This is a genomic window from Aerococcus sp. L_32, assembly GCF_050689315.1.
Window position 1 is genome coordinate 1 of the sequence record NZ_JBOEQF010000655.1, and the last position, 982, is coordinate 982.

The following is a 982-nucleotide window of genomic DNA, read 5'->3' on the forward strand; positions in this document are numbered from 1 at the left end:
GCGTTTTAGTAAACGGCCATAGGTTCCCCCACCGATTGAGCGTTCTTGCCCTTTTTCGCCTGTTTGATTTTCATAAACAGCTAGTAAAGTTTGCACTAACGGATCATCAGCTGGTACATAGTGTGGTACTTTATTGGTTTTTGTACCGTCTACAAAGTGATAGTGGTAAGTTTCACCGTGGGTTGCAAATGTTGTATCAATTTCACTATAGTCTTTACCACGTGGCACACGAATATTTAAGACTGTATATAATTTACCGTCTTCTTCGCCAACCAAACCTGGGTTTACAGTCACTTTACCCATAATTTCATCTTCATGGGCAATACCTAATTTTTCACCATTAAAGTCTAAATGTAATAGGTCACCTAAGAATTTCAATAGGTCATCTTGGGCTAAATCATCGTCTAATTGTAATAATAATTTAGATAAATATGTTGCTGCATTATATCCAACACTTGGATTCATTGCGTGAACGCCTTTACCTTCAACAGTAATTGCCGTTGCATCAGCGTCTGGACTTACAATGATGGTAATATCTGGATTAGCTGCTTGGAAATCGGCAACGATTTGGTTGACATCAGAGGTCAATCCAGTGACAACTGCATGTGCTTCACCCGGTACCATGTTTTCACGAAGACCACTTTCAAATGAAAGTAATTTTTCAGAACGACGGTCGAAAACAAGCTTAGCTGAGTACATCCCTTTTTCCCCGTTAATAATTGGAAAATCGGCGTCTGGTGAGAATCCAAAATCTGGTTCATCTTCAACTTCAAAGTAGCGTGTGACACCTTGCCATTCGCTTTCTTCGTCTGTACCTACAATGAAACGAACACGTTTCTCAACTGGTAAGCCTAACTCTTTGATGACTTTCAAGCCGTAGTAGGCAGCCATTAAAGGACCTTTGTCGTCTGAAGCACCACGCGCATAGATGCGGTCGTTGATAATTTCAGGTTTGAATGGATCAGTATCCCATTTATCGTCA

The 982-nt window shown here is 40.5% G+C and carries 1 protein-coding gene; it reads right to left on the reverse strand.

Features of this window, described 5'->3' with window-relative positions; translation table 11 throughout:
• A partial coding sequence (locus ACRCJ0_RS15485) for a Sapep family Mn(2+)-dependent dipeptidase (protein ID WP_431391082.1) occupies positions 1-982 on the reverse strand: 982 nt, incomplete at both ends.